Consider the following 19,401-nt stretch of genomic DNA (forward strand, 5'->3'; position numbering starts at 1 on the left):
ATGAACGCTACCTGTGGCCGGAAATGTGCCGCGTTATTACCGAGCTGCGGCCCCGTTGGGTGCTTGGGGAAAATGTTGCTGGCTTCATCAATATGGGGCTCGACAAAACGATCTTTGACTTGGCAAAAGCGGGATACGCTGTTCTCCCATTCGTATTTCCGGCTTGCGGCGTCGGCGCATGGCATGAGCGCCAGCGAACTTTTATCGTCGCGGCTGATGTTTCCCACGCCCCTTGCCTCCGACAAGAACACCTGCAGGGACGCGGCCAACCTGGATGTGTACCTCTCCGACAACGGAATATTCCGAAAGGTGAACAAAAACGGCGCGATCTGGAGCCTGAGCCTGTCGGCGGCGGTGTTCTATCTGACCCCGGCAGCGTCGGAGGGCTACCGTTCCACGCTGAAACCGGCGGCGTTTCGGAACAGCGCCCCGTCTGCCAACCTGTCGGCGCAGGTGATCCGGCAGGAGCAGCCGGTATCCGAAACGGCGGCGCTGAATCCGGATTGGGTGGAATGGCTCATGGGCTTCCCCCGGAAATGGACGGACGTATCCTCTGGGCCGCCGAGCCGGAAGGAGTCCCCCGTATCACCGAAAATACCGCAGACCGCGCTCTCCGGCTGAAAACCCTGGGCAACGCGGTCTGCCCGCCCCAGGCATATCCCATTTTCAAATATATCTCCATGATCGAGACGGGCAAGTGCGCCAGCATTTGCCCCTACGGAAAGGCAGGTGGTGAAGCATGAAGGAATGGAAAGCCGCTGAAAAGGAAACACAGAAAATGACCCGTGACGGGGCTATTTCCGTCAACATGGTCACAGGCGAGGCAAGTCGGGTATCTGACCGTTCGCCGGAGCAGGACTATTCTCCCTCCGGTGATTCCGCGGCGTTTGTTCACAGCACGGCGGAGCGGCTGGATGACCGGCGTATCCACAAAAGCGAAAAGAAAAAGCGCCGGAAACGGCGCAGAAATTACCGGGAGGGTACGGCGGCCAACGACCGCCCATCCTCCCGTTTGCAGTTTACAGACGAGGAACGCGCCGCGCCGGAGCTGCAAAAGGTGATCCGCAAATCCGACAAGGCGGCGGATAAGCTGGACGCGGCAAGAGCCGCCGTCCCCCAAAAACAGCCCTCTTTCCATCAGCCGGTGAATCCGCTGGCGCGGCCGTTACAGGAGATTGGCCACGCCGCCCATGCGAAGGTGCATGAGGTGGAACAGGAAAATGTCGGCGTGGAGGCGGGGCACTTGACAGAGCGCGGCATGGAAAAGGCTGTCCGCTACGGAAACCGCAAGCTCCACAACTGGCAGGCGGACCGCAAGCTGAAACCCTGGCGGGAGGTATCCTACGCGGAGCAGGCGGCGGTCCAGGCCAACGCGGAGGCGCTGTATCAAAAGACTTTGCGGGAGAATCCCCAGCTTGCGGCCAGCAATCCCATCTCCCGGATGTGGCAGAAAAAGAAGCTGCAAAAGCAGTATGCCGCTGCGTACCGGGCGGCGCATAGTGCCGGGGATGCGGCGGCAGCGGCGCAGGCAGCATCAAAGGGCGCGAAGAAAAGCGCGGACGCGGCGAAGAAAGCCGGAGAGTTTGTTTCCAAGCACAAAAAGGCGTTTCTGATCATGGGTGGGATCGGTCTGCTGCTGGTCATGCTGCTGGGGCTGCTGCAATCCTGTTCCTCTATCTTCGGCGGAGGCGTGTCCAACATCGTTGCATCCTCTTATCTCTCCGTGGATCAAGACCTGCTGGCGGCAGAGGCCGCCTACTGCGCGATGGAGGATGAATTGCGGGAGTATCTGGACACCTATGAGCAGACCCACAACTATGACGAGTACCATTTTGATCTGGACGAGATCAAGCACGATCCCTATGTGCTGCTGTCCATTCTGTCGGCGCTCCATGAGGGCCAGTTCACCATTGACCAGGTACAGGACGATCTTCAAATGCTGTTCGACAAGCAGTATATCCTTACCGAGACGGTCACCACGGAAACCCGATATCGCACGGAAACGAGAACGGACAGCGAAGGCAACGAGTATGATGTGGAGGTTCCGTACACGTATTACATCTGCACCGTGGAGCTTGAAAACTTCGATCTGAGCCATGTCCCTGTTTACATCCTGGATCAAGAAACGCTTTCCATGTACGCCGTGTATATGTCCACGCTGGGGAACCGCTCCGACCTGTTCCCGTCCTCCGGGTATGTGGACAAGTACATCACGAACCCGCCGGAGGACTATGAAATCCCTGCGGAATACCTGTCTGATGAACGCTTTGCGGCGCTTATCTCGGAGGCGGAAAAATACCTGGGATATCCCTACGTCTGGGGCGGCAGCAGTCCGTCCACCTCCTTTGATTGCAGCGGCTTTGTCAGCTATGTTCTGACCAACAGCGGTCTATGCAATACCGGGCGGCTGGGCGCGCAGGGCCTCTACAACATTTCCACACGGGTATCCGATCCTCAGCCGGGCGACCTGGTATTTTTCGTTGGGACCTATGATACTGCGGGCATCTCCCATGTCGGCTTTTATGTGGGGCTGGATGAAGCGGGCAACCCCATGTTTCTGCATTGCGGCGACCCGATCCAGTACACGAGGCTCAATACGAGCTACTGGCAGCAGCACTTTTACGCCTACGGCAGACCGCCGTATGATTGATGGAGGCAGCGCCGATGCTTGAATTGATGCCGATATCGCTTGCCGCTGCGAACGGCTTTGTCGCAGAGCACCACCGCCATCATAAGCCGGTCCGAGGTCACAAGTTTTCGCTGGGCTGCATGGTGGATGGACAGCTTGTGGGCGTCGCCATTGTCGGCCGGCCGGTCAGCCGATACCTGGACGACGGGCTGACCCTGGAGGTCAACCGTCTTTGCACAAATGGCACGAAGAACGCCTGCAGCTTTCTCTATGGAGCAGCGGCACGGGCCGCAAAGGTCATGGGCTACCGGAAGATCATCACCTATATTCTGGACACGGAGAGCGGGACCAGCCTCCGGGCCTCCGGCTGGCAATGCGCGGGACTGGCTGGCGGACGGAAATGGACCGGAACGCGCCGCCCGGCCGAACCGCTGTACCCGGCACAAATGAAGTACCGATATGAAAAGGCTTTGAAATGAGGTGAGTATATCAATATTGTTTCCTATGGCGGCGGTGCGAATAGCACCGCCCTTCTTGTTGGGCTGTACCAGCACCGTATCCCTGTTGACCTGATCCTGTTTGCGGATACGGGCGGCGAGCATCCCCATACCTACGCCTATCTGGATACTATGGCTCGCTGGCTGAAGGATCACGGTATGCCGGAGATCACACGGGTCTATAAGACCACAAAGGACGGCAGGCGGCTGACGTTGGAAGATGAATGTCTGAAAAGCGGCACGCTGCCCTCTATCGCCTACGGTTTCAAGCGGTGTTCTCTGAAACACAAGATCGGGCCGCAGGAAAAGTTCTGCAACAACTATCCTCCGTGCCGTGAGGTCTGGGCCAGCGGGAAAAAGGTGGTCAAGTTCATCGGCTATGACGCTGGCGAACACTATCGCAGCGATAAGGTCCTTCTGCGTGATCGGGCAGACCCGAAGTACAGCAAATGGTATCCCTTGATGGAGTGGAGCTGGGACCGGGAGGCGTGTATCCGGGCAATCGAGGCGGCGGGCCTGCCGCAGCCGGGAAAGTCCTCCTGCTTTTTCTGCCCCAGTATGCGGGCGGAGGAGATCATCGACCTGCGGGAGCATTACCCGGATTTGTTCCGGCGTGCGCTGGCATTGGAGGATAACGCAAGGGCCAATCTGAAAACCGTTCAGGGGCTTGGACGTAGCTATTCATGGAGAGAACGATTTGGAAAGGAGTTTATTTGACTATGGCAACTACTGAGAAGATCCGTCGTGACATTGAGAAGGTCCGGGAGAAGATCACGGAGCAGCAGAAGCGCCTTCGTGCGCTGGAGGCGCAGCTTGCGGAGGAAGAAAATCTGGAAATTGTCCGCATGGTGAAGGCTGTCCACATGGACAACAAGGAACTGACCGCCTTTCTGCGTGCCTACGCCAGCGGCATGATCTCCCTGCCGGAAGGGATGATGGAAATGGAGGTCGCCGCTGATCCCGACACGATGGAGGGCACCGATGATGAAGAATAAGCACATGATCCGCACGTTTGCGGTGCTGCTGGCCGTTATGCTCTGCATGACGGCCTTTTCCACGGTCGCTTTTGCAAGCGACGGGGATGCAGCCCCTGCCTCCGAAGCACAGACGGAACCGACTGACAGCGCGGATATTACTGGGGACGATCTCTCCAAACTGATCTCCGCACTGTTCGGCTCTATGCCGGGCGGCACGGAGAAATCCGGCAAGACCGGCACCGTCACCACGAATGGAGGCAAGCTGAATGTCCGCACGGGTGCCGGGCTGGATAACTACGCCTTTACGCAGCTTCCGAACGGGACGGTGGTGGAGGTCGTGGGCACGGACGGCGACTGGTACATGGTTCGGCTACCGGAGAAGATCGGCTATGTCTACTCCGGCTATATGACGTTCAGCGACACGGGCGGCGAAAATGACAGCAACTTTTCCCTCTCCATTGATCCGGATAAATTGAGCGAGCTGTTTGAGCAGCTTATGGGCAGCAGCGAAAATGCTGCCCTGACGCCAGACGGAAACCTGTCGCTGATCGACGATATCGGCAGCAGCACCCGGAGCGGCAAGCAGTTTATCACGGTAGAGACGAGAAATGGCAATGTGTTCTATCTCATTATCGACCGTGACGACGAGGGCGAGGAAACTGTGCATTTTCTGAACCAGGTGGATGAAGCTGACCTTTTGACGCTCATGGGCGACGATGTGCCCGCGGCGGAAACGCCTGCCGCCTGCAACTGCAAGGAAAAGTGTGTGGCTGGTGCGGTAAATACGAATTGTCCTGTCTGCAAGAACAATCTCTCCGAGTGCAGCGGCAAGGAGGCTGTAACGGAGCCGGAGCCTGAACCGGAGCAGCCGGAGAAAAAGAGCAGCGGCGGTCTGCTGGTCATCGTCCTGCTGCTGGCGCTGGCAGGCGGCGGAGCCTTTGCCTATGTGAAATTCATCAAGCCGAAGCAGAGTGTGAAGGTCAGCGCCGATCCCGACGATTACGATTTTGAGGATGAAGAAACGGTCAATGAGGACGAGCAGGAGGATACGGAATGAAACTGATTATCGCAGAAAAACCGAGTGTGGCAAAATCTATCGCGTCGGCCCTGGGTGCTTCATCCAGGGCCGATGGCTTTTATGAGGGCAGCGGCCTTCTTGTGTCCTGGTGTGTAGGCCACCTGGTATCCCCGATGGATGCTGGCAGCTATGACGAGCGTTTCAAGAAATGGCGCTATGACGATCTTCCCATTCTGCCGGAGCCGTTCCGCTATGTGCTGGCACCGGGCAAGGAGGATGCTTTTGAAAATCTCCGTGCCCTGATGGACCGCCCCGATGTGGATACCATTGTCAATGCCTGTGACGCCGGGCGTGAAGGTGAGCTGATCTTCCGTTTGGTGTATGAAATGGCTGGTTGCCGCAAGCCGGTCCTCCGTCTCTGGATTTCCTCAATGGAGGACAGCGCCATCCGGGAGGGCTTTTCTGATCTGCGCCCCAACGCCGATTATGAAGCCCTGTATCAATCCGCCCTCTGCCGTCAGAAAGCGGACTGGCTGGTGGGGATCAATGCCACGCGCCTTTTCTCCGTCCTCTATCACCGCACCCTGAATGTTGGCCGCGTTCAGACGCCCACGCTGGCAATGCTGGCGGAGCGTGACGCAAAGATCACGCTGTTCCACAAGGAAAAATATCATCTGCTGCGCCTGACGCTGGACGGAGCCGAAGCGGTGTCGGAGAAATTCACCGATCTGGCGGAGGCGGAACAGGCAGCGGCCATGTGCAAGGGCGCTGTCGTTACCTGCACTTCCGTCACAAGGGAGCAGAAGAAGGAACAGCCGCCGAAGCTCCATGATCTCACCGCCTTGCAGCGCGAGGCAAACCGCCTGTTCGGATACACGGCGAAGCAGACCCTTGACTACGCCCAGAGCCTCTACGAAAAGAAACTGCTGACCTATCCCCGCACGGACAGCCGGTATCTGACCTCCGATATGGCAGAAACGGCCTCCTGCGTGATCCACCTGGCGGCGAAGCTGCCGCCTTTTGATAGCTGCTCCAACTTCTTCCCGCTGTTGGAGACCATGATCTCCAACAAGGATGTATCCGACCACCACGCTATTATTCCCACGATGGAGGTTGAGAAAGCGGATATCAAGGCTCTGCCCCTGGGCGAGCGCAATTTGTTTCTCTTAGTTTGCTGCAAACTGCTGTGTGCATCGGCAGAGCCGTATGTGTATGAAGCGGTCACGGCAACCTTCGACTGCGGCGGCCATTCCTTCACCGCAAAAGGCAAGAGTATCCTCTCCGAAGGCTGGCGGGAGATCGACCGTATTTTCCGTGCCTTCCTAAAAGAAAAGCCTGCGGATGGGGACGGCGGCATGCTCCCGGATTTCACAGAAGGACAGACTTTTGACGGCGCGGAGGTTTCCGTTACCGAGCATTTCACCCAGCCTCCAAAGCCCTACACCGAAGATACCCTCCTGTCCGCTATGGAAAATGCGGGCAAGGACGATATCCCCGACGAGGTAAGCACGGGGTTCCCCGCGCAAGCCCAGCGAAGCGGGTTGCGTGGGGAGAAGGAGGAGCAACGGAACGGAGCGGATGCCCGGCAAACGGCGGGCGCAGCGGAGTGCAGTTTGCCCCGACGCGGACTTGGCACGCCTGCGACCAGGGCGGCTATCATCGAAAAGCTGGTGGCTGCCGGATTTGTGGAGCGCAAGGGCAAAAGCCTGATCCCCACGAAAGCCGGTATCAACCTTGTCACGGTCCTGCCGGAGCCGCTGACCTCTCCCATGCTGACAGCGGAATGGGAACAGAATTTGACGGAGATTGCAAAGGGCGGCGCTGACCCGGATACCTTCATGGACGGTATCCGCACGATGGTTCGGGAGATCGTTTCTACCTATTCCTGTATTTCTGAGGACGGTAAAAAGCTGTTTTCCCCGGAGAAGGAAGTGATCGGCACCTGCCCCCGCTGCGGCCAGCCGGTTTACGAGGGAAAGAAAAACTTTGCGTGTTCGGATCGGTCCTGTGGTTTTGTCCTCTGGAAAAATGACCGTTTCTGGACGAGCCGCAAGAAGGAGCTGACAAAGAAGATGGCAGCGGACCTTCTGAAAAAGGGCCGTACAAATGTCAAGGGAATGTGGTCCGAAAAGAAGCAGGCCACCTATGACGCCGCGGTGATCCTGGATGATACGGGCGGCAAGTACATCAATTTCAAGCTGGAATTTCCGAAAAGAAAGGTTGGTGCTGATGGCAGAAAATAAGACTTTGGAACATTTACCCGAAGTGAGGGCGGCGGTGGCTGCCCTCTCCCCGGAGGACCGGGAGTTGCTGGCGGCGGTGCAGGCATCGCCTTTCAAGCTGACAACGCCGGAGCAGTTTAAGGAGTTCGCGGCCAACATCGACTATTTCGTGTTTGAGCCCAACATCCACGATTTGAACGATCTGGGCTGGCGGTATCTGGCGCAGCACATGGATATGCTGCTGCCCCCAGAACTTCTGAAAGCGATCGACCCTGTTCCTTTTGGCAAGTACGCCATGCAGGAGGAACAGGGTCATTTTACGGAACACGGATACCTTTCCCTCTCCGGCGACGAGTGGAACCATGAACGCCCTGCGGAGCCGGAGAAAAAGCCATCCATCCGGGAACGGCTGGAACAGGGCAAGAAGGAATGTGCGGAAAAAAACAAGGCGCAACCCCATAAAGAAAAGTCTGCGCCGGAACTGTAAGGAGGTGCTGATATGCCATATTACGATCACGACAAGGATTATCCCTTTGCCGCCTTTATTACCAATCTTGGAAAGTACAACGAGGGCGAGCTTGTGGGCGAGTGGGTAAAGTTTCCCACCACCGCCGAGGAAATGAAGGAAGTGTTCAAGCGTATCGGGATCGGCCAGAAGGATGACTTCGGTCAGCCCTACGAGGAATGGTTCATCACGGACTATGATTGCTATGTGGATGGCCTTTACAGCAAGCTGGGCGAATACGAAAATCTGGACGAGCTGAATTATCTGGCGTCGAAGCTGGATGAAATGAGTGAAAGCGAATACGCGCAGTTTCAGGCCGGTATGGAAATGGGCGACCATTGCGGCAGCCTGCAGGAGATCATCAACCTCACCGAGAATCTGGATTGCTATGAGGTTTATCCCGATATCCACGACTATGATGATCTGGGCCGCTACTATATTGAGGAACTGGACGTCATGCAGGTGCCGGAGCACCTGCAGAACTACATAGACTATGAGGCCTACGGCCGGGATGTGGCGATAGATGAAAATGGTACCTTCACGGATCAGGGCTATGTGCGTGATACGGGCGACAGCTTCCATGAGTATTATGACGGTGAGCGCGGCAGTATCCCGGAGGAATACCGGGTGATGGCCTTCCAGGATGATCTTCCCGAAGAAGAAAAATCCGAGTGGGCTATGGATATTGCCTTTGACATGGACGAGTTTTTCCGTCAGAACGATCCGCAGTATGCGGCGGAGCACCCGGAGGCACACGCCGCAAAGGAAGAACTTTACGAAAGCCTGATGGCTGGGTGCATTTCCGCTCTGGATGAAAAGCTGGCGGCGCTGGGCCAGACGCAGGAGGACTATCTTCCTTCGGAGATTGAAAAATTCAAGGATGCCACGGGCTATGAGGAGTTTCTTGACTTCGATCCTGCGGAGATCAAGGCAGCTTTGGAGGACCCAACTAAATCTCGTGTGGATGAAATGCTGGCCGCTGCGGAAAGAGCGGAACGGGAGTATGCGGCGGCGGCAGCCGCCTATGTGCAGACCCCGGCGGATATCGTGGCACAGGTGCGGGCCGTTCAGGATCAGGCTGAGGAAAACAGCTTTTCCATTTATCAGCTCAAAGGCGGTAACGAAACGCTGGACTATCGTTTCGAGCCGCTGGACAGTATCCACCGCAACGGTCTTTCCGTAAAGCCGGAAAATTATGAGCTGGTCTATGAAGCGCCGCTGACGGCGAAGGACGATCTGGAAAGCATTTATACCCGGTTCAATGTGGATCGTCCGGCAGACTTCACCGGGCACTCTCTGTCCGTATCAGATATCGTGGTGCTGCATCAGGACGGGAAGGATACCGCCCATTACTGCGATAGGGTGGGCTTTACCGAGGTGCCGGAGTTTTTGCAGGAACGGCAGCCGGAGCTTACCCCGGATGATCTGGAAACCGGCGAGCGCATCCGGACGCCCAGGGGCAGCTTTTATGTGACCGCCATGAGCCGGGAGCAGATGGAGGCAGCCGGTTACGGCATCCACCATATTTCAGATGATGGAAAATATCTTATTATGGGAAACGGCACACGGGCCTTTGCCGTGGCAGCGGAGCAGCCGGAAAAGGACAATCCCCTCCGCACGGCGGAAATGACGCTGGAGGATGACTACGGTATGATCGACGGCGTGATCAACAACGGCAGACGCGGCGAGGAATTGGAAAAAGCCCAGGAGTACGCAGAACGGGCAACGCCGGAGAAGCCTTCCATTCGTGAGCGGCTGGCGGACGCAAAGCGGGAATGTGCCGAACATAAGTCCCCGGAGGGCAAGAAGCCCGGCCGTGATGTGCCGGGCCATGACTGCCTATGAGCCGAAGCAAGAAATGGCGGCTGGAATGGGCGTTCTTCCTGGGCGAGAACGGCAGGCGGCAATATAACCACACCTGCAGGAAATGTGCCCACGGCTGCAAGCAGAGTTTCCGGGTAGGCCTGATAGCTTGTCCACATTACAGCGCCAAACGGTCTAAAATCTGTGAGGATAAGGGTGCGAAAACCGCAGAATAATTCCCTGTATCCGCATTTTCAAAGGGAGTCCTTATGATTTCCCATGTGTCGGACTGCTTGCTGGCACATGAAGAAAAAGGCTTGATTTCAGACACTTTCAGGCACACAAAATGGGAGTACAGCTTTTCGGTTCGTCCGATCGGCTGTACTCCCGCTTTTTATTTTTTATAAAAACAACGTTTTCTTCTCGCCCGCCATGAGACATTTTATCTCTCAGACAAATTGACTTGTAAATAAAATATAGCTCACAGGCCGCAAATGAAAGTTAAAAATATTTCACTTTTTCTATTGACGTTTGCAAATGCAAGTGATATATTTATAACATCGCAAGTGCGAAATATATAACATCGAGGGAAAACTATGGATAGGAAAGTAACATTACGGGAGCTGCTTATCGCCCGTATCGTATTGGCAATTTGTATTGCGGTCTATTATTGGTGCTGGGCCAGAAATGGATGGGAAAGCTATTTCAGCTCCATTCAAACAACGATTGCGATCTTTGCTTTTCTCTTTTTCTGCTTTTTGGGTGTGCGGGAAAGGAAATACAAGAAAGAGGTCGTAGACGAAATGGCTGCGGCAAATCTGAAACGCTGCGATTCGGTCTGCTATAAGATTACTAAGGTATTGATCGTCTGCATCGGGTTCCTGTCCGCCATTCTTCGGTTTGATATATCCTCAGAGGTAATTGGCTACCTGCTGATGGGCGTGCTGGTACTGACGTCCATTATACGAACGATTCTGTTCTGCTATCTGGATGCGAAGGGGGCTTAATCGTGCTTGTAACCAAAATCAAAGAATATCGGGAGCAGGCGGGGTATAAGCAGAGCGAGCTGGCCGAGCTTGTCGGCGCAAGACGGGAAACAATCGTCCATCTGGAAAACGGAAGATATAATCCTTCCCTTAAATTGGCTATGGATATTGCGAAAGTGTTCCATGTGACTGTTGAGGACTTGTTTGAATTTGTCGATGATGAGAAGTAAGGTGCTTATTATGAAATTGAAAAGAATTTTTGCGATCTGTCTTTCGACCGCAATTTGTCTCGCCCTGTTTACCGGGTGTGGCAATACGAAATCTACTGTATCAGCAGATTTATCCTATACGCAATCCGATATAGGAACGCTTTCCGTACCGGCTAATGTACAGATTGTCGGGTTGGGAGAAGCAAGTCATGGTGTGGCGCAGTATCATCAAATGAAAGCAGACGTATTCAAAGCATTAGTAGAGAATAATGGCTGCCACACTTTCATCATAGAGGGCGATTTTGGCGGGGCGCTCAAAGTAGACCAGTACATCAATGGCGGGGATGGAACTGCCGAAGAAGCCGTTGCAGAAATAGGCTTTGCCATTTACCGCACACGGGAAATGGCCGATTTAGTAGAGTGGATGCGCTCCTACAACGAAAGTGTTTCAAGCGAAAAAGCATTGCACTTTTACGGTATGGACGTACAACGATTTGATAATAACAAAGAATATCTGTTCTCTGTTCTCAATCAAACTTACCCGGAATTGAGCGCAGAATATTCAAAATCACTTGCACAGCTTACAGATGAAAACAGAAACTCCTTAGATAAAACAACGTTGAATAGCGCCAAAGAAAGCGTCTCGGAATTGATTGATAAACTGGATGCTGTCGAAACTGATATTACAAGCTGTTTGGGTCAATCTGCCTTTGACTTCGCAAGGGAATGTGCAAAAACGATTTACGCCTATTGTGAGGTACAGTTGAGCGATAACTACAACGCTACCCGCGATCAGTACATGTATGAAAAGGTAGAATGGTTCTTACAGCGTGGCGACAATACTGTTTTGTTTATCAATGGGCATAATGGCCATATCGGGAAAACTTCTGTTGCGGGATATACCTGTTTGGGAAAATTGCTCTCAGAAGATCTCGATAATGGGTACTATTCGATCGGAACGGATGCGCAGAAAACGCAGTTCAACTCTCAAACGGACAATGGAGGGTTTGAGGTTATGGAGGTCAGCAACGCAAATGATTTGAATGGCCAATTCTCCGACGAAGATAGCGGTCAATACTATTTTATTGATTTTGCAAGTGCGTCCTCTGACGAAGCGTGGGGGCAGATTCTGAGCGAAAAACAGTCAATCACAACTCTTAATGTTAGTTTGTCTGGCATGGAGAAATTGCTAAAAGCCGCATATACGGTCAATATTACTCCACAAGATACTTTTGACGGTATGATTGTTTTTCACTCCGTTACACCATCAACAATACTTGATAAGTAAAAATAGCAGACCCGACCAAATCTATCAACGGTCAAGATGAACGGCGCAAATGCGCCGCCGCCCACGCCCTGCCCGTCTTTGCCGTTCTGTAATTAAGAGGGCGACAGTACAAAATGCTGCCGCCCTCTGCCGTTATTCAGAAAGGGAGATTTTTAACGATTGATGCAGAGCCAAGCTAAGTTGGTCAAGAGCGTCTGCGCTGATTTCTTCATTTGTGCTGGCATCCAGTATACGGATGCCGCAGGCAAACAGCTTCGATACGATGGTCAGAGCGTCCCACACATTTCGGCTCAGTCGGTCAAGGCCAGAAATCAGCAGAATGTCATAGGCGCCGTGCGCTGCTTCGTTCAAAAGCTCTCTGATACTTTCCCGATCTGTTGGCGTGCCGGTTTCAACTACTTTTATTTCTCCAACAACGGAAAACTCATGCGCCGCAGCATATCGTTCCAGAAGTCGGTTCTGCACGGCAAGTCCGGATAACATTTCATCTGGGCTTGCCTGTCGGCAATATTTCCATGCTCTGTTCATAAACTCAGTCCTCCGTAATAACAGAATAGCTATGTACCGTCAGCAGTCGGTACACCGTCAGCGGCACATACCACACTGCCACGATTAGCCGCCAGACCAGGACAAGCCCACCGATGATTCCGGCCAGAATGAAGTTCAGCGCGAACAGGGCGATCCCGCCGCCAAGAGAGCCGCCGCCCGGTATGATCCAGAGGCGCAGCCGCCAGATGCCGAACGGCAGCCCGCAGAGTATCCAGAGCCATACATAGTCAAGCTCTCCGTTCTTCACGCAGGCGGACCGGAAAATGCAGTACAGCAACGCGGCCACCGCCGCGGGCAGGATCGTCTTGCAAAAGAAATCCTTTATCGCTTCGCCTCTCGTCATAGGCTCGCCTCCTTCAAAAACGTTTATATCTTCATTATACTGGATGCTTCGGCAAAAGCCCAGGGTAAAACGCATGGATCACTTAAAAAGCGTTTTCTCCGTTCAATTTTGCCTTCACCGTCTCCCAGCCCTGCGAACCATTCTCACAAATGGCGCTGATATGTTCACGATCGATCTCGTCCTCTCCCTGACAGAGCATATAGACCGTATAGACCTTTTCAGCGACCGCCCAGATCAGCTCATCGATGTACTGCAATCCCAGTCCCGGCTCTTCGGCAAATTGAGGGAAATTTTCTGGATGATGGAGCAGCCGAGAAAGGATAGATAGCTGCGCCAGGGCATCACTTGTCTTTTCAGAAAACCATCCCTGCATATCGTAGTCCTTGGTGCTGATACGGATAATGGGTTTGTTGTTCATGGTGGTACCTCCCAAATTATATGTGTTCCGCTCCGTGCGGGTCATTCCAGTTCCATATTCTTTTTCCGCTCCTGCTCCGGCTGCGGCGGAGAAAGAAAATCCTCCACATTCCGGTGCATGGCGGCATAGTCCCGTTCCTCCCGCTGGGCTTTCTGCAATTCAGCTTTCAGCGCAGCCTTCTTTGCGTTGAGCACGTCTATTTCCGCCTGCATCCGCTCTGTGGCAGGCAGCGGAACTGCCCCCAGCCGCTTGCACTCTCTGGCGGCGGCTTCAAAAAGAATGATCTCGCTCTCATGGCCTCGCAGAAACTTTTCCTTATCTCTGGATGCCTTATAGCGGTCATAGATTGGCTTGAGCTGGCGGTAGGTGACGACGTGCTTTATCTTCAAGGTCAACTCGTCGATCTTCATCCCGGTATCCCGAAGATCCGCTTTAAGCCGGGTAGCAGAGGCAGACGCCGCCTCGCGCCGATCCAACAATTCCTCATAGCTGCCGATACCATGTTCCGTCAAAAAGTTGGAGGTATCCGCAATGCGTTTCAGATTTTCGATGGTCGCCCAGCGGCGATAGCCTGCGCTCTGCTGTGCCTTGATGTTGTTCTGGATATCAATGAGCAGGCTGATCTTTCCGCTCCGCTGTTTCGGCTGGTGGGAAGGTCTGGAGCGTCCGGCAATCCGGGCAGTAAGGGCTTCTTCGGTGTAGTCCACCCCCAGCGTTTTCAGACGGGTGAACCGTTCCTGATCCGGCGCTCTGGCGGAGATATACTTGCCGCGCTTGATCTCATAACCTTCCCTCTGCAGGCGGCGAAGCAGTTCTTCCAGGTTGGAACAGGCTGGCAGGAGCCGGTCGATGGCCGCTTTCAGCTTTGCCTTATAGCTGGTGCCGTTCTGCGCGGCCTGATGTTCAATATAGCTCTTGCCCTTGTCCTGTCCGGGGATGATGACAGACAGACCGTGTTCCTTGCAAAGCCGGTCGGAGGTGCGGCGGATATAGTGATAACTCCGCTTGTTGGAATGGTAGTGCCTGTGATCCGCAAAGCTGACCGCATTGAAAATCAGGTGGTTATGAACATGATCTTTGTCTATATGGGTAGTAAGTACAAATTCATACTTGCCGCCCAGGATTTCTTTTGCAAGCTCCATGCCGATCTCATGGGCCTGTTCCGGCGTAACCTCCCCAGGCTGAAAGGCTTGGATCAGGTGACGGCCCAGGTTCGTTCCCTTGTCGATGGCATGGCGGCGGGTCCAGGCAAATTCGATATCCGCAGTTTCAGCGGCGCACCCATAGGAGGATACAAGCAGCTTTCCGTCCGTCTTTTCCGGGTTGCAGATATAGTCAATGGCCGCTTTCAGCGTTGACTTGATAGGATGTGTCTTTGTAACTGCCATATCTCGTCCAGCCTTTCCCGTATCTCGTCCATGTCGGCCTGATACACAGGACCTCCGGCGTTGATCCGCTTGGCAATCTGATTGATGTTCCGGCCGATGACGGAAAGTTCTTTGGTGAATGCCTTGATATCTGTGGTGTCCGTATAGATGATATACCCGTCAATCGCCATCTTGCGGAGGTAGGCGCCATATCTGCGTGTGGGGAGCTGGCTCATTTTCTCGTCTATGAGCCGCTTTTCGTCCTCCGTAACATAGAATTTCATTTGGATATTCCGTTTTCTGTTTGCCATGCGCCGCCTCCGTTCTTCATAAGGGTTTGGGACTATCCCAACAAGCAATTTTGAATTTTCGGGCAAGGGACCTGAAAATCTCAAAATTCGCAAGCGGGTACTCGCTTGCTGTGCTTGCTGACTACTTCGTACCCCCGTATTCCTTCCGTTACCCATACTACAATCTGAACGGTGCCTTTTGGCCACATCTGCGGATTTTTGCAAAAGAAAAAACGCCATGAACTACCTGTTCATAGCGTTCCTTATACCGTATTCAATTTTCTCCCTCGCTGTCTGTTCTTGCGTCCAGCAACGCTTGCGCCGTTGCCGTGAGAATTTTGATTTCAGAATCTGTCAATTCATCCAGCAGAATGTCAAACTGCATACGCTCTGTGGATTTTCCCGTTGCTTCTTCGCCGTAAAGAATCTGATCCACGGAAATATGATACCGGGACACCATCTCCAAAAATACCTGCAAACTGGGATGCTGACCTTTGTTTTCGATATTGGCAATGTAGCGCGGCGAAAGAAACATTTCACTTCCAACCTTGTTGCGGGATTCTTTCAGCTTCATGCGCTCAGATTTAATCCTTGTACCATACGGCATGAAGTCGATTTTCGCAACAGGTCTTTTTTCTCTCTTTGCTTGTTTGGACATATTTAATCACCCTGCTACATTTTACAGTTCCTTTTTCCTGTGGAATATGTTCTGTATATTCATGTAAATAGCTTAAATAATTCCTGTTGCTGATAAGGAACGGTTGAAGTATAAATAGAACCTGCTACAATATTGGTGGGTGATGAAATGATGTTTAGAATAGGCGAATTTTCAAAGCTGACACAGGTATCTATTCGTATGCTTCGGTACTATGATGAGGTCGGCCTTTTGATACCGGCAGAGGTTGACAAATGGACAGGACACAGGCTGTATTCCGTAGAGCAGATTCCACGTCTGAATAAGATTCTGTATTTGCGGGACAGCGGGCTGAATGTTTCAGAGATCGCACTTGCCCTGACGATGGACGAGCGCTCCCTTCTCATGCAGCTTAACAAAAAGCACTCAGAGATAGAAAATGCAATACAGGCCGAGCAGGAAAAGCTACGAAAAATTGAGCTTGCCAAAAACGAATTACAGAGCGGGAAGGGCGATCTGCATTATAATATCTCCGTCAAGTCGATTCCTGCATATCCGGTGTTGTCCCTACGGAGAGTTGTACCGAACTACTATTCCGAGGGTGAGCTATGGCGCGAGCTTTCTGCTTTTGCAGATACACAGAAAACAGAACTGATCGGCAATACGTTTTCCATTTATCACGATACAGAATATCGAGAGGCAGATGTGGATATTGAGCTATGCGCTCCGGTAAAGAAAATGGGAACAGCAGAACCCCCATTCTGTTTCCGTATGACGGAGGCAGTCCCGTATATGGCCTGCACAATGGTCTATGGTGACTTTGCAAATAGATAATGTACAATAACTTGCGCAAATTGGAAACCGCATAAAAGAAGACATAGCTTGCAGGCTCTGGTAGAATGAAGTTACCACACAAACATTCGAAAGGAGCAAGCAAACTATGTCCGAGAAGATTGTACAATTCAATGAGGAAATTATCAAGGGGCAGATCAAGGAATTGGTCCGCGGCAGCGTGGAGGAGACTCTGAACGAACTGCTGGAGAAGGAGGCGGAGTCACTGACGCAAGCCGCCCGCTACGAGCGCAGCGAGGCCCGTCAGGGCTATCGCAGCGGCCACTATGACCGGAATCTTACCACGACCTCCGGCGACGTCACACTCCATATGCCGCGGCTCAAGGGCGTGTCCTTCGAGACCGCCATCATCGAACGGTATCGCCGCCGGGAGAGCAGCGTAGAGGAGGCGCTCATCGAGATGTACCTGGCGGGCGTCTCCGTGCGCCGGGTAGAGGACATCACGGAGGCACTGTGGGGCAGCAAGGTCTCGCCCGCCACCATCAGCGAACTGAACAAGAAAGCCTACGTCCACATCGAGGACTGGCGCAACCGCCCGTTACAGGGCGGGCACTATCCGTATGTCTACGTGGACGGTATCTACCTGCGGCGCAACTGGGGCGGAGAGTATGAAAATGTGGCGATTCTGGTGGCAATCGCCGTGAATGAGGACGGCTTTCGTGAGGTTTTGGGCGCTGCCGAGGGGATGAAAGAGGACAAGGCCAGCTGGGTCAGCTTCTTCCAGTGGCTCCGCGGACGCGGCTTGGAGGGAGTGAAGCTCATCGTTGGCGACAAGTGCATGGGGATGCTGGAGGCTGTGGGCGAGGTGTTCCCGGACGCCAAATACCAGCGCTGCATCGTGCATTTCTACCGCAATGTTTTCTCTGTTGTGCCCAAATCCAAGGTTAAAATTGTGGTGAAAATGCTCAAGGCGATTCACGCTCAGGAGAGCAAAAGAGCGTCCCGCGAGAAGGCAAAGGCCGTGGTTTCTGAGCTGCGCGCCATGAAGCTGAAGGAGGCTGCCAAAAAGGTCGAGGACGGCATTGAGGAAACTCTGACCTACTGCGATTTTCCCAGCGAGCATTGGACCCGCATCCGTACCAACAACGTGATCGAGCGGCTGAACCGTGAGATCCGCCGCCGGACCCGCGTGGTGGGGACGTTCCCGGATGGGAACTCCGCCCTGATGCTGGTCTGCGCCCGGCTCCGCCACGTGGCGGGTACCCAGTGGGGCAACAAGAAATACATGAACATGAAGCATTTGGAGGCAGTTCTGGACGACACCTCTATTGCCGGCTGACTTCACTCAGCCGGAGCCTGCAAATAATTTTGCGCATAAATCTTGACGGAACCTGCAAATATCAAAGGAGCCTACCTCGCTTTTGCTGACTGGTTGCAGAAAAACAGCGAATACAAAATGGCAAACCCCATGCGTCAAATCGTACACAGAGGCCCGTGGAATGAGAGTGACCCCGCAAAATATCTCATTGAACTCCAAATCCCGCTGGATCGCACATAATGGACTTTGAAATGCTCTGCAAAAAAGCAGGGCATTTTTTATTTTTCCCCCTTGCATCTCACATGATGTGAGGTCTTATACTGAGGCCATCACAAATCAAGGAGGCAAAAATATGACCTATCAGCTCAACGCTATTGGCAAAGTAAAAAATGACGAAAACGGAGCCTTTATCCAGTTGAATCCGGAGTACATTCCCGGTCTGCAAGCGCTGGACGGCTTTAGCCACATCAATGTCCTTTGGTGGTTCAGCGAATGTGACAACGAAGCGGATCGGCACGAGTTGCAGACCCAGCAGCCCTATAAGGACGCGCCTGAAATCATGGGCGTATTTGCGACACGCTCTCCCGCACGGCCAAATCCCATCGCAATGACGGCATCCGAAGTGATCCATATTGATTTTGTCAAGGGCATCATTCGTGTTGCGTTCATTGACGCCAATGACAATACGCCTGTACTCGATATTAAGCCCTATACGCCGAGCTTTGATCGTGTGGAAGCGCCCGGTGTTCCCGCATGGAGCAGCGGATGGCCGAAAAGCACGGAGGCATCAGGCTATTTTGATTGGGGTCAGGTATTCAATTTCTAAGAGGGCAGCTTATGAAATTACAGGATTATGTTCTGAACAAACCTGTTCTTGAAACGGAACGACTTGTCCTGCGCCCGCTTAGGAAAGAAGATACTGCGGATTTGAAAGAATGGCTGGGCGATAGCTCTGTCTATCAGTATTGGGGCAAGCGCCCCGGCAAAAGCGATCTGAACCCGGAACTGCTTTTTCAAAAGCCAGAGAAGCCCACGAAAAGTTTTCATTGGGGGATCGTCTATAAGCAGGATCGCAAAGTGGTCGGCGATATGTGGGTGTATCTCATTGAAAATGACCGCATGGCAAAAGTGGCGTTTCGACTTTCACCCGCCTATCAAGGCAGCCGCCTTATGACCGAAGCATTGGCAAGAGTTGCTATCTTCTGTTTTGAGGAAACGGAACTACAGCGTTTATGGACGGATGTTCACACGCAAAACATCGCATCGTATAAGACCTTGGAGAAAACCGGCTTCAAACGTGAGGGACTTATCCGCGACGGTAAGATGGTAAATACATACTGTGATTACTACTTATACGGTATGACAAAGGCTGACTATATCGAAATCACCGACAAAGGATTACCTCCGTATGAGCATTGCGAGCGCTTTTTCCGAAAGAGTTGAATCCATAGCGTTCCTATCCTCTGAGCAATAGACAACGTAGCTGGACGGTGGAGATTATCCAGCACGGGACTTACCGCTATTCTCCACACGCCTCGATAAGTCAAAAGTGGTTG

At 53.2% G+C, this 19,401-nt stretch carries 21 protein-coding genes and 2 pseudogenes; 17 read left to right on the top strand and 6 right to left on the bottom strand.

Annotated elements, in window-relative coordinates:
* The 12 genes from ACY2VT_RS04800 to ACY2VT_RS04855 all read left to right on the top strand — a co-directional run.
* Positions 1-743, top strand: a 743-nt coding sequence (locus ACY2VT_RS04800; protein ID WP_461879095.1) for a DNA cytosine methyltransferase, incomplete at its 5' end; no start/stop codon positions are given.
* A complete protein-coding gene (locus tag ACY2VT_RS04805; RefSeq protein WP_461879096.1) occupies positions 740-2,650 on the top strand; it encodes a C40 family peptidase in 1,911 nt (636 codons plus the stop codon). The genes ACY2VT_RS04800 and ACY2VT_RS04805, both read left to right, overlap by 4 nt.
* Positions 2,651-2,664: 14 nt before the next feature.
* A complete protein-coding gene (locus ACY2VT_RS04810; protein ID WP_461879097.1) occupies positions 2,665-3,108 on the top strand; it encodes an XF1762 family protein in 444 nt (147 codons plus the stop codon).
* A gap of 150 nt (positions 3,109-3,258) precedes the next feature.
* On the top strand, positions 3,259-3,843 hold the full coding sequence (locus tag ACY2VT_RS04815; RefSeq protein WP_461879098.1) for a phosphoadenosine phosphosulfate reductase: 585 nt from the start codon (positions 3,259-3,261) through the stop codon (positions 3,841-3,843).
* A 2-nt stretch (positions 3,844-3,845) separates the two neighbouring features.
* The gene (locus ACY2VT_RS04820) at positions 3,846-4,121 is read left to right on the top strand and encodes a DUF4315 family protein (RefSeq protein WP_461879099.1); all 276 of its coding nucleotides are present in this window, start codon (positions 3,846-3,848) and stop codon (positions 4,119-4,121) included.
* Positions 4,108-5,160: a CD1107 family mobile element protein gene (locus ACY2VT_RS04825; RefSeq protein ID WP_461879100.1), complete on the top strand. Its 1,053-nt coding sequence runs from the start codon at positions 4,108-4,110 to the stop codon at positions 5,158-5,160. Before ACY2VT_RS04820 ends, ACY2VT_RS04825 begins: the two co-directional genes overlap by 14 nt.
* Positions 5,157-7,364: a type IA DNA topoisomerase gene (locus ACY2VT_RS04830; protein WP_461879101.1), complete on the top strand. Its 2,208-nt coding sequence runs from the start codon at positions 5,157-5,159 to the stop codon at positions 7,362-7,364. Before ACY2VT_RS04825 ends, ACY2VT_RS04830 begins: the two co-directional genes overlap by 4 nt.
* Positions 7,351-7,830: a hypothetical protein gene (locus tag ACY2VT_RS04835; RefSeq protein WP_461879102.1), complete on the top strand. Its 480-nt coding sequence runs from the start codon at positions 7,351-7,353 to the stop codon at positions 7,828-7,830. Before ACY2VT_RS04830 ends, ACY2VT_RS04835 begins: the two co-directional genes overlap by 14 nt.
* Positions 7,831-7,842: 12 nt before the next feature.
* Positions 7,843-9,693, top strand: coding sequence for an antirestriction protein ArdA (locus ACY2VT_RS04840; RefSeq protein ID WP_461879103.1), 1,851 nt, complete (start codon positions 7,843-7,845; stop codon positions 9,691-9,693).
* A gap of 554 nt (positions 9,694-10,247) precedes the next feature.
* Positions 10,248-10,658: a hypothetical protein gene (locus tag ACY2VT_RS04845; protein WP_461879104.1), complete on the top strand. Its 411-nt coding sequence runs from the start codon at positions 10,248-10,250 to the stop codon at positions 10,656-10,658.
* 2 nt (positions 10,659-10,660) lie between these two features.
* Complete coding sequence (locus tag ACY2VT_RS04850; RefSeq protein ID WP_461879105.1) at positions 10,661-10,867, top strand: helix-turn-helix transcriptional regulator; 207 nt, start codon at positions 10,661-10,663, stop codon at positions 10,865-10,867.
* Between the two features lie 10 nt (positions 10,868-10,877).
* Positions 10,878-12,134 (top strand): erythromycin esterase family protein, encoded by a 1,257-nt coding sequence (locus tag ACY2VT_RS04855; RefSeq protein WP_461879106.1) that lies wholly within the window; start codon positions 10,878-10,880, stop codon positions 12,132-12,134.
* Between the two features lie 132 nt (positions 12,135-12,266).
* Here the strand turns inward: ACY2VT_RS04855 and ACY2VT_RS04860 are convergent, their stop codons facing one another.
* The 6 genes from ACY2VT_RS04860 to ACY2VT_RS04885 all read right to left on the bottom strand — a co-directional run bounded on the left by ACY2VT_RS04860 (position 12,267) and on the right by ACY2VT_RS04885 (position 15,759).
* Positions 12,267-12,662: a recombinase family protein gene (locus ACY2VT_RS04860; RefSeq protein WP_461879107.1), complete on the bottom strand. Its 396-nt coding sequence runs from the start codon at positions 12,660-12,662 to the stop codon at positions 12,267-12,269.
* Between the two features lie 4 nt (positions 12,663-12,666).
* The gene (locus tag ACY2VT_RS04865; protein WP_461879108.1) at positions 12,667-13,101 is read right to left on the bottom strand and encodes a DUF6050 family protein; all 435 of its coding nucleotides are present in this window, start codon (positions 13,099-13,101) and stop codon (positions 12,667-12,669) included.
* Positions 13,102-13,108: 7 nt separating this feature from the next.
* Positions 13,109-13,444: a hypothetical protein gene (locus tag ACY2VT_RS04870; RefSeq protein ID WP_461879109.1), complete on the bottom strand. Its 336-nt coding sequence runs from the start codon at positions 13,442-13,444 to the stop codon at positions 13,109-13,111.
* A gap of 41 nt (positions 13,445-13,485) precedes the next feature.
* Positions 13,486-14,832, bottom strand: coding sequence for a relaxase/mobilization nuclease domain-containing protein (locus ACY2VT_RS04875; RefSeq protein WP_461879110.1), 1,347 nt, complete (start codon positions 14,830-14,832; stop codon positions 13,486-13,488).
* Positions 14,793-15,122, bottom strand: coding sequence for a plasmid mobilization protein (locus ACY2VT_RS04880; RefSeq protein WP_461879111.1), 330 nt, complete (start codon positions 15,120-15,122; stop codon positions 14,793-14,795). The genes ACY2VT_RS04875 and ACY2VT_RS04880 overlap by 40 nt, the downstream gene beginning before the upstream one ends.
* A gap of 253 nt (positions 15,123-15,375) precedes the next feature.
* Positions 15,376-15,759, bottom strand: coding sequence for a transcriptional regulator (locus ACY2VT_RS04885; protein WP_461879112.1), 384 nt, complete (start codon positions 15,757-15,759; stop codon positions 15,376-15,378).
* 150 nt (positions 15,760-15,909) lie between these two features.
* Between ACY2VT_RS04885 and ACY2VT_RS04890 the strand changes: the two are divergent.
* From ACY2VT_RS04890 to ACY2VT_RS04910, 5 genes and pseudogenes are all read left to right on the top strand, one after another.
* A pseudogene (locus tag ACY2VT_RS04890) lies at positions 15,910-16,563 on the top strand (MerR family transcriptional regulator); the annotation flags it as partial.
* A 112-nt stretch (positions 16,564-16,675) separates the two neighbouring features.
* A complete protein-coding gene (locus ACY2VT_RS04895; RefSeq protein WP_461879113.1) occupies positions 16,676-17,866 on the top strand; it encodes an IS256 family transposase in 1,191 nt (396 codons plus the stop codon).
* Between the two features lie 48 nt (positions 17,867-17,914).
* Positions 17,915-18,085, top strand: a pseudogene (locus ACY2VT_RS04900) (MerR family transcriptional regulator); the annotation flags it as partial.
* 112 nt (positions 18,086-18,197) lie between these two features.
* Entirely contained in the window at positions 18,198-18,671 is a 474-nt protein-coding gene (locus ACY2VT_RS04905) for an SAM-dependent methyltransferase (RefSeq protein WP_461879114.1), read from the top strand.
* 11 nt (positions 18,672-18,682) lie between these two features.
* Positions 18,683-19,288 carry a GNAT family N-acetyltransferase gene (locus ACY2VT_RS04910; protein ID WP_461879115.1) on the top strand — a complete coding sequence of 202 codons (606 nt, stop codon included), beginning with the start codon at positions 18,683-18,685 and terminating at the stop codon, positions 19,286-19,288.
* Positions 19,289-19,401 lie beyond the last annotated feature (113 nt).

Source organism: Fusicatenibacter sp. (assembly GCF_050872605.1).
Lineage (GTDB): Bacteria > Bacillota > Clostridia > Lachnospirales > Lachnospiraceae > Fusicatenibacter.

What these genes read in the sequence shown, in the direction of transcription:
- ACY2VT_RS04815 (WP_461879098.1), top strand. Translation starts at nt 3,259, where the DNA reads ATGGCTCGCTGGCTGAAGGATCACGGTATGCCGGAGATCACACGGGTC.
- ACY2VT_RS04875 (WP_461879110.1), bottom strand. Translation starts at nt 14,832, where the DNA reads ATGGCAGTTACAAAGACACATCCTATCAAGTCAACGCTGAAAGCGGCC.
- ACY2VT_RS04855 (WP_461879106.1), top strand. Translation starts at nt 10,878, where the DNA reads ATGAAATTGAAAAGAATTTTTGCGATCTGTCTTTCGACCGCAATTTGT.
- ACY2VT_RS04810 (WP_461879097.1), top strand. Translation starts at nt 2,665, where the DNA reads ATGCTTGAATTGATGCCGATATCGCTTGCCGCTGCGAACGGCTTTGTC.
- ACY2VT_RS04905 (WP_461879114.1), top strand. Translation starts at nt 18,198, where the DNA reads ATGACCTATCAGCTCAACGCTATTGGCAAAGTAAAAAATGACGAAAAC.
- ACY2VT_RS04830 (WP_461879101.1), top strand. Translation starts at nt 5,157, where the DNA reads ATGAAACTGATTATCGCAGAAAAACCGAGTGTGGCAAAATCTATCGCG.
- ACY2VT_RS04805 (WP_461879096.1), top strand. Translation starts at nt 740, where the DNA reads ATGAAGGAATGGAAAGCCGCTGAAAAGGAAACACAGAAAATGACCCGT.
- ACY2VT_RS04840 (WP_461879103.1), top strand. Translation starts at nt 7,843, where the DNA reads ATGCCATATTACGATCACGACAAGGATTATCCCTTTGCCGCCTTTATT.
- ACY2VT_RS04835 (WP_461879102.1), top strand. Translation starts at nt 7,351, where the DNA reads ATGGCAGAAAATAAGACTTTGGAACATTTACCCGAAGTGAGGGCGGCG.
- ACY2VT_RS04865 (WP_461879108.1), bottom strand. Translation starts at nt 13,101, where the DNA reads ATGCGTTTTACCCTGGGCTTTTGCCGAAGCATCCAGTATAATGAAGAT.
- ACY2VT_RS04880 (WP_461879111.1), bottom strand. Translation starts at nt 15,122, where the DNA reads ATGGCAAACAGAAAACGGAATATCCAAATGAAATTCTATGTTACGGAG.
- ACY2VT_RS04895 (WP_461879113.1), top strand. Translation starts at nt 16,676, where the DNA reads ATGTCCGAGAAGATTGTACAATTCAATGAGGAAATTATCAAGGGGCAG.
- ACY2VT_RS04860 (WP_461879107.1), bottom strand. Translation starts at nt 12,662, where the DNA reads ATGAACAGAGCATGGAAATATTGCCGACAGGCAAGCCCAGATGAAATG.
- ACY2VT_RS04910 (WP_461879115.1), top strand. Translation starts at nt 18,683, where the DNA reads ATGAAATTACAGGATTATGTTCTGAACAAACCTGTTCTTGAAACGGAA.
- ACY2VT_RS04870 (WP_461879109.1), bottom strand. Translation starts at nt 13,444, where the DNA reads ATGAACAACAAACCCATTATCCGTATCAGCACCAAGGACTACGATATG.
- ACY2VT_RS04820 (WP_461879099.1), top strand. Translation starts at nt 3,846, where the DNA reads ATGGCAACTACTGAGAAGATCCGTCGTGACATTGAGAAGGTCCGGGAG.
- ACY2VT_RS04885 (WP_461879112.1), bottom strand. Translation starts at nt 15,759, where the DNA reads ATGTCCAAACAAGCAAAGAGAGAAAAAAGACCTGTTGCGAAAATCGAC.
- ACY2VT_RS04825 (WP_461879100.1), top strand. Translation starts at nt 4,108, where the DNA reads ATGATGAAGAATAAGCACATGATCCGCACGTTTGCGGTGCTGCTGGCC.
- ACY2VT_RS04845 (WP_461879104.1), top strand. Translation starts at nt 10,248, where the DNA reads ATGGATAGGAAAGTAACATTACGGGAGCTGCTTATCGCCCGTATCGTA.